This window comes from Micromonospora sp. ATA51, assembly GCF_016802855.1.
In the GTDB taxonomy this organism is placed as follows: Bacteria; Actinomycetota; Actinomycetes; order Mycobacteriales; family Micromonosporaceae; genus Micromonospora; species Micromonospora sicca.
On record NZ_JAEVHJ010000320.1, the window covers coordinates 1 to 7,474 of the forward strand.

General features: G+C 67.5%; 8 protein-coding genes and 1 pseudogene. 2 read left to right on the forward strand and 7 right to left on the reverse strand.

The window, feature by feature from the left end:
• Window positions 1–144 precede the first annotated feature (144 nt).
• Window positions 145–1,314 (reverse strand): hypothetical protein, encoded by a 1,170-nt coding sequence (locus tag JNW87_RS31545; RefSeq protein WP_238454929.1) that lies wholly within the window; start codon window positions 1,312–1,314, stop codon window positions 145–147.
• 94 nt (window positions 1,315–1,408) lie between these two features.
• Window positions 1,409–1,720 (reverse strand): hypothetical protein, encoded by a 312-nt coding sequence (locus tag JNW87_RS31550; protein ID WP_238454930.1) that lies wholly within the window; start codon window positions 1,718–1,720, stop codon window positions 1,409–1,411.
• A 200-nt stretch (window positions 1,721–1,920) separates the two neighbouring features.
• Between JNW87_RS31550 and JNW87_RS31555 the strand changes: the two genes are divergently transcribed.
• A complete protein-coding gene (locus JNW87_RS31555) occupies window positions 1,921–2,385 on the forward strand; it encodes a helix-turn-helix domain-containing protein (protein WP_238454931.1) in 465 nt (154 codons plus the stop codon).
• A 57-nt stretch (window positions 2,386–2,442) separates the two neighbouring features.
• Window positions 2,443–2,775 (forward strand): IS30 family transposase, encoded by a 333-nt coding sequence (locus tag JNW87_RS41765; protein ID WP_375373573.1) that lies wholly within the window; start codon window positions 2,443–2,445, stop codon window positions 2,773–2,775.
• 2 nt (window positions 2,776–2,777) lie between these two features.
• Here the strand turns inward: JNW87_RS41765 and istB are convergent, their stop codons facing one another.
• The 5 genes and pseudogenes from istB to JNW87_RS31585 all read right to left on the reverse strand — a co-directional run bounded on the left by istB (window position 2,778) and on the right by JNW87_RS31585 (window position 6,918).
• Window positions 2,778–3,554 (reverse strand): IS21-like element helper ATPase IstB, encoded by a 777-nt coding sequence (istB, locus tag JNW87_RS31565; protein ID WP_109800386.1) that lies wholly within the window; start codon window positions 3,552–3,554, stop codon window positions 2,778–2,780.
• The gene (locus JNW87_RS31570; RefSeq protein ID WP_109800387.1) at window positions 3,551–3,763 is read right to left on the reverse strand and encodes a hypothetical protein; all 213 of its coding nucleotides are present in this window, start codon (window positions 3,761–3,763) and stop codon (window positions 3,551–3,553) included. Before JNW87_RS31570 ends, istB begins: the two co-directional genes overlap by 4 nt.
• Before the next feature lie 128 nt (window positions 3,764–3,891).
• Window positions 3,892–5,412, reverse strand: a pseudogene (gene istA / locus JNW87_RS31575) (IS21 family transposase); the annotation flags it as partial.
• A gap of 844 nt (window positions 5,413–6,256) precedes the next feature.
• The gene (locus JNW87_RS31580) at window positions 6,257–6,541 is read right to left on the reverse strand and encodes a hypothetical protein (RefSeq protein WP_238454933.1); all 285 of its coding nucleotides are present in this window, start codon (window positions 6,539–6,541) and stop codon (window positions 6,257–6,259) included.
• 131 nt (window positions 6,542–6,672) lie between these two features.
• The gene (locus JNW87_RS31585) at window positions 6,673–6,918 is read right to left on the reverse strand and encodes a hypothetical protein (protein ID WP_238454934.1); all 246 of its coding nucleotides are present in this window, start codon (window positions 6,916–6,918) and stop codon (window positions 6,673–6,675) included.
• Window positions 6,919–7,474 lie beyond the last annotated feature (556 nt).

The window sequence follows — 7,474 nt, forward strand, 5'->3', positions numbered from 1 at the left end:
TCAGCGAGACCGTCATCCGATTCGTCATGATCCAGCTCAAGGCGCGGGGCCTGGTTTACGGCCAGCCGGGTCGAGGTGTGTACGTCAGCAAGAGGGACTAACCCGGCCGCCCGTTCATCACCTGCTAATCGTGACGCCAGGTGCTCACATAATCGGCGAGGCCGGCTTCGGTATGGCGGCCTGCGGGACGGAGATCGATGGCGCGGGTTGGCCCCACCGGTGCTGGCACCTGGACCACGCGGCCCGCCCGCACGGGCATGGACGGCTGCCCTTCACAGGCTTAAAGTCGCGCCAGTAGAGGCGCCCGGTTAGACCGGCGGCACCGGTCGTCAGGCCGAAATCGTCGACCAGATGCAAGGCATGAGCTAGGAGGTCGCAGAGGACGGAGCCAGCGGCGATGAGCGCGTCCGCCGCGTAGAACGCGACTTCGTTGCTCAGAGGCTCCACGCTGCCATCGGCCGACTGCAGCGCAAGGGGGGAGCGGGCGTAGGTGCGGGACGTGAACGCCTCCGAACCGTGCACGATCGGTGGGGACGACAGAGCTACACGGGCACCGAAAGCTGGATGCGAGGCGTCAGACAGCCAGTCGTACCACTCGATGTATCGCCCGTCTCGGGTGGCCCGGGCCAGCTTCTGCACGTATGTGAGGACGTTGGTAGCTTGCAGGTCCTGCGGTGTCCCCTTGAGTCGTGAGGCGATGGCAGTCCGGGTCAGGATGGGATGAAGTTTGGAGCGCACCGAGCTTGGCCGCGTGATGGGATCCGGTGGCAGCGCCTTGACCTCCGCCCAAGCCGCCGCCAAGTTCGTACCCTCCACCAGCAGGCAGCCTGCCTCTTCGATGAGCGCTCGTACCGCCACCGCCGCTGAACTGATGCGCCATCGTCCGAGGCTGTAAACGGCATCTTGTGCAAGGTCCACACTCCGCCAAGCATGGATCAGCCACCAACTGACCAGTCGGGTGTGTAGCTCCGGAAAGATCACGCCAGCCGCCGGGTCACGCATCCCCGCCTCAGATGGCTGGTCAACCGCTAGTACCGTTTTCTCGTCGGTCGACACCACGAAGATCCAGTCCTCGCTCCGGCGTCGTGCCAGCTCCTGCCAACGTCGGGCGGCGCGAGGGTCGAGCGGAAAGAGCATGATGTCAGTGGTGCCGGCATCGGAGGTCAAGTCATCCAGCTCCCCGATGCGCCTAGCGAGGTCCATGAGAGAACGTCCACGTGCCGCGCCGAACGCATCGGCTGCCGATCGGGTGATGCCCTCGCGCGTTTCCGGATCCATGATCGTCACCTCGCTGTTGAGCCACTTCTGTGTCACTGAGAGCCAGCTTCGGGATATGAAAGCCTGGGTCTTTCCGCCTCTCGACCGCTGGCAGCCTGGCGTAGCCAGCGCCCGTGACAATCACCCTCTGCTACTGCTTCGCCCAGTAGCGAAAAACCTCCTGCACCTCGGAGTGCCACGGAACTCCACCGTCGTCAAAGCCCTTGCCTGGGGCGCCGGTATCCGACTTGACCACAAGGGCGGCTAGTGAGGGCTCGCCAGCTTCGATACAGACGTCGGAAAGCTCATCGAGCACGCGCCCCATATGGTGACTGAGAGAGACCCCTGTCATACCGATGGCCAAACCCAACTCCTTGTACGTCACCAGCGAGCGCCGACGGGCGGCGAGAATAAGGGCCGCACGCGCCTGAAGGACCTGTTGTTCTCTAACTGTCGATTCCACGTGGACATACTGCCGCCGCTGGTGGCGGAGGGAAAGGCCCGGAACGGACGGTAGTAGAGCGGACCGGACGGGCCCGGAGCCCTAGACCGACCGGCAGGTCAACTGACGGACCAGAGGCGGGGGCAGGTTCAGCCGGTCGTAGCATTTGATCTTGGCGGTTCGGTGGGACAGGATGTTCCGCCGTGCGTGCGATGTTGTCCTTGGCTGATCGTGAAGAGATATCCCGTGGCCTGGCCGAATGCCTGGAGTACAAACAGATCGGTGTCCTGATCGGCCGGGACCCGTCGGTGGTCTCACGGGAGGTCGCCCGGCATGGTGGTCGCGGCGGGTACCGGGCTGCGGCCGCCGAGACGGCGGCGGCGGTGTCGCGGCGGCGGCCGAAGACGTGGGCGGTCGAGCGGGTGTCGGGTCTGCGGGAGGTGGTGCGCGAGCGGCTGCGGCTGGGCTGGTCTCCGGCGTCGATCGCGGGCCGGTTGCCGTTCGACTACCCGGACGATCAGGCTTACCGGGTGTCTCACGAGGCGATCTACCAGTGGGTCTACGCCCAGCCGGTGTCCACCCTGGCGCGGGAGCTGATCGGCTTGCGCACTGGCCGCACGGCCCGTCGTGGCGGTGCCCGGCCGGCTCCGGCGCCACGGATCCGCGAGCCCCGCTACCTCGACTAACGGCCCGCCGAGGTCGAGGGCCGGCAGGTCCCCGGTCACTGGGAAGGTGACCTGGTCATCGGTAAGGCGGGCAAGAGCGCGGTGGCGACGCTGGTCGAGCGGACCTCCCGCTTCGTGGTCCTGGTCCCGCTGACCGGCCGGGACTCGCTGACCGTGGGGGATGCGATCATCGCCGCGGCCGGGACGCTACCGCGGCAGATCGCCCGGTCGTTGACCTGGGACTGCGGGTCGGAGATGGCCGGACACGCCCGGATCACCGCGGCCGGGCTGCCGGTGTACTTCGCCCGCCCACACTCGCCCTGGCAGCGCGGCAGCAACGAGTGTCGGCGCTCACGGAATTCCCCGGGGCTGCGCTCATGTAATTCCCCAGGTGGTGGCCCTCGGGTGTAGTTCTACTTGGTGGTCTGGGTGGTTGTCGAGCCTGGGCGGCCGGGTCGTTTGTTGGGGCGGTAGCTGGGTCCGTTCATGAAGACCTGGTGGCTGGTGTTGATGAGCCGGTCGAGCAGTGATTCCGCGACGACCGGGTTCGGGAACAGCGGATACCAGTCGGCGGGTGACCGGTTCGAGGTGGCGATCAGCGACCGTCCGGCCTGGGCGCGTTCGGAGATCAGTTCGTAGAGGTCGTCGGCTTGTTGGGCGGTGAGTTCCCGCATCGCGAAGTCGTCGAGGATGAGTAGTGCCGGTCGGGTGAGCTCGGCGAGGCGGCGGGGCCAGGTCCGGTCGGCGTGTCCGCCGGCGAGGTCGGCGAGAGCGCGGCTGGTTTTGAGGAACCGGACGTCGGCGCCGCGGCGGACGGCGAGGTGGCCGAGGGCTTGCGCGACATGGGTTTTCCCGACGCCGACGGGGCCGTGGAGCACGACTGATTCGCCGGCTTGCAGCCAGCGCAGGGCGGCGAGGTCGCGGATCTGCGCGGCGGGCAGTTTCGGGCTGGTGTGAAAGTCGAACTCTTCCAGGGTGGTGGCCTGCTCGAAACGGGCGCGGCGCAGCCGTCGTTGGATGCTCATGGTGTCGCGGCGGGTGATTTCGTCGTGGCAGAGGACTTGCAGGAAGTCCAGGTGCCCGAGTTCCCCGGCCTGGGCTTGAGCGAGGCGGGCGTCGAGGGTGTGCAGCATGCCGGACAGTTTCAACGCGCGCAGGCTGTCGTGTAGGGCGGTGTCGACGACGGTCACGAGGTCTCCTTGCTCTGGTAGAGAAAACGGCCCAGGGCGGCCATCAGGTCCGCCCAGTCGGTGCCGGCGGGGCGGGGGAAACCGTTGCGCTGCAACACATCGGCGATGTCGAACAGCAGGCCGTAGGTGAACCGGGGATCGTTGCTGCCGGGTGCGGGCAGCGGATAGGCCGGCTGCTGCGGTGTGCTGGTGGTGGTGGTGTCGGTCATGCCAGCACCGCCGTCGCGCCCTCTGGCAGCTCGTCGTCGCCAGGACCGTCAGGGCGCCGGTTCGTGGTGGCCGGGTCCGCGTCGGGCGTGGCGTTCGTGGTGGGCAGGGCGATGACGTTCGCGAACAGCTGCGAAGGGCCGTGCAGGTGGGCTGCGGCGCCGCCGTCACCGGTGGCCGCCGGTGGCGGGTCGGTCTCGGCGCCGGCGATCAGGATTCCCTTGACGGTGCGATAGGAGGGGTCACCCACCGCGATCGCCTTGCCGCAGGCGGCTTCCAGCCGGGCGGGGCTGTGTTTACCGGCCAGACCGAGCACGCCTTGCGCGGCGCGCAGCCGGAACAGGGCGTTGACCTGCAGCAGATCGTCGATGACCTGCCGGCAGGCGGGGCCGATCTCGGCCGCTCGGGTGCGGCACCAGGTCGGCGTGCGCATCGCGAAGGCGATCTTCTCCGGCGGGTAGTGACTCAGATCGGTCTGCTTGCCCTGCGGTTTACGGCCGTGTGTCGCGATCAGCTGCCCCTGGTGGAAGAACTGCACCACCAACGGCGTCGATCGGGCGTCGACGCGCTGACCCAGATATCGCCACGGGATCGAGTAGATCGTCTTACCGACCTTGGCGTGGATGTCCGGCCCGACCATCGCCGTCGACCACGTCGCGAGGACGAACGCCTTGGTAGGCAATGGTTGTAGCGTCTCGGCCTCGAGCGCGGCGAACACCGAGGCCGGCGCGGCGCCGGACAACGGCCGACACGCCCGCGCTCCGGCGACGTCGCGAGACCAGGCCAGCGCCGCGGACTGCATCTGGGCCAGGGAGGTGAACTCGCGGCCCCGCCAGAACGAGTCACGGACATACGGCATCGGCCGCTCGACGCGGGCCTTGTCCCGCGGCTTGCGGGACCGGGCCGGGTCGACCAGCGCCCCGTAATGGGCGGCCAGTTCGGCATACGAGCGGTTGATCTTCGGGTCGTAGAGGCCGGGGCGGTCCACCCCGGTGCGCAGGTTGTCCGGAACCAGCCGGCGCGGCACCCCGCCGAAGAACGCGAACGCCTCGACGTGTGCGGCGGTCCACGCGGCCTGGTCCATGACGAGCACCGGCCGCACGAACATGTGCCGCGAACACGCCAGGACCATCACGAACGCCCACACCCGCCGGCGCAGCCCGGTCGCCGGGTCGGCCCAGTAGCCCAGATGCCCGTAGTCGATCTGGGCTTCCTCACCGGGCGGGGTGTCGGCCTCGTCGCGCAGCACCACGACCTGGTCGCGGCGCACCTGTTCAGGCAGGTTCGCGGCCACATACCGCTTCAGCGACGCCACGCTGGCGGTCAAGCCGTGTTCGTCACGCAGCCGCTGATGGATCGTCGCCTGCGTCACCCCGGCCTTGAGCATCTCGACGATGTAATCGTGATGCACGCCGATCGCAGGCCACGTCACCTGCCGCAGCCTGGTATCGGCCAGCTGCGGGAACCAGCGCAGCACCAGCGCAGCCCAGTCCTGCTGGGCCATCACCGGCCCGCCCGGTGTCAGCCCCGCCGCTACCGCCGGCGCCAGGTACTTACGGATCGTCTTGCGATCCACACCCAGTGACACGGCCACCTCGCTGATCGAGCGGCCCGCATACCAGTGGATGAAGATCTCGGTCACATCGACCACGTCGAACGTTCTCCTCGCCATCGACTCCCTCACCCGTCGCCCGGACGAGGGAGGACTCTGCATGATCGCGAGGACCCACACCTACGGCACGCTCGTCATCCCCATGGGGAATTACGTGAGCGACCGGGTGGGGAATTACGTGAGCGGCAGACCGCTACAGCTGGGGAATTCCGTGAGCGCCGACACAACGAGAACGCCAACCGGATCCTGCGGGAGTACTTCCCCAAGGGCGTCCCTATCACCTCGGACCCGAAATACCTGGCGATGGTGGCTGCCGAGATCAACGACCGACCGCGTAAGATCCACGGCTGGAAGAAGCCCTCCGAGATATTCACCGAACTCGTCGAGGCAAATGCTTCCACCGGCTGAACCTGCCGGGATCTGCCTCCTGGTAGCCCTTCGCGACGATCGCGATCTTCGCAGCCGCTCACCTCCTCGGATGAAGGTCCGCTCAACCTCTGGTGCTTGGTGTAAGCGATGCCGGTCAACGCGTAGGCCTACGTCCCCCTACTCGAAGATGCGCTCGACGACGGCGTCCTGCTCCGAAGTAGCGGGCGGTGGTTTCAGGGAGGCGTGGTCGAGCAGAGCCTGGACCTTAGCCGCGTCGGCGCGCATCGGTCGAGGTGACAGTGCAGCGCGTCGACCGACCGGCCGAAGGCCGCAGCCGGGTCGGCGGGGTAGCGGGACTCCCGTCGCCGTCGTGGTCTGGGTCATCGCCGGTTGGTGTCGCTGCGTGTGGCTCATCAGAGCCCGGACGTGCGGATGCGGTAGTGGGCGTCCCGCCCCGCGGTTGCCCGGCGACGAATCGTTGCGGTTGCGTACGTAAGTTCAGCCGACCCGGCCGCTATTGGGCCGCCGCCTCCTCGACCGGCACGGCAATGGCCTCCTCCGCCTTCAGCCACGCCATGACCTCCGCGTCGGGCGCCCACTCGATGAGCAGCACCTGGTCGGCGCGGGTCATGACGTGCCGGAACGAGTCGAGCGCCCTCCGGGTCGGCCAGGCCACCACCACCGATCCGCCGTGCCAGCGTTGCAGCTTCACCTGCTTCTTCGTGCCCACGATCAGAGTGCCCGGACAACCAGTGATCGAGCTGACCGCCCACGCGTTCTGCACCATGTCACTGATCACCAGGCCCACCCCGGCTGCTCGTTGAGCCCACTCCGCGGCGGCCTCGTTGGCGACCTCGCTGGATCGCTTGGTCGGACCAGGGGATGTAGAGGGGGGCGGATGGGCTGGTCGTTCCGCGCCATGTGAGCACCTCAGACCAGGTCGTCGGTCGCGGGCACCTCGATGTCCCGCCAATAAAGATGGTTGAGGATCAGGCCGAGCAGCTGCACCGCCCGCCAGATGCCGATCGCCCCGGCCGCGGCCGCCGCAGTCACAGGGATCGCCCAGTAAACGCCATGCAGGGCCGGGTACAGGCCGGCGAGGACGGCAACCAGGGCACCGGCCCAACCGATACCGGTCGACACGGTCGGCTTGTCGCTGGCAGCGGTTCGGGCCATGGCGGTCTCCTCACAGGGGGTGAATGTGTGGGAGCCACGGTAGTCAGTGCAGCCGAGGACGGCAGCCACCGGGCAGCCACCCAGGCGCGTCGATCAGGAACCACATAATCCGCCTTATCGCCATATCACGCTCCGCCGTCGCTCCAAGACGTGACAGGGCAGCCCGGTCGACCGAGAGTCGCTACAGCGCGGGTCCTTGGAGGGCGGGGCCGGCGGGGTGCCGGTTCGGTGCGACTGCGTTCGGCCACGACTCGGTGGGCAACCATAAAGTCACTTCAGACACGCAACACTAGACAAGTCACATCGTTCCAGATCAGAAGGCACTTTCGCGTTCCCAGGACAGCCGCCGCCCAGCCCTTAACGAAGGGCCGAGGTTAGTCCCCCGGCGATTTATCGGCTCGAACCAGGTTATTGCACAGGTCGATATCCCAGCCGCACTCGTTGGCGGCTCAGCCCCTAGTACGGCAGCCGCCATTAGCTGTCTGACCAGGGTGGACGCCGCGGGTGGGGCGGGTGAGGTGGGTGCAGCCGCCCTGATGATCATGTGTGTGTGAAG

Bases quoted from the DNA above. Each gene is read 5' to 3' on its own strand.
- JNW87_RS31570 (WP_109800387.1), bottom strand. From the start codon at position 3,763: ATGACCGACACCACCACCACCAGCACACCGCAGCAGCCGGCCTATCCG.
- JNW87_RS31585 (WP_238454934.1), bottom strand. From the start codon at position 6,918: ATGGCCCGAACCGCTGCCAGCGACAAGCCGACCGTGTCGACCGGTATC.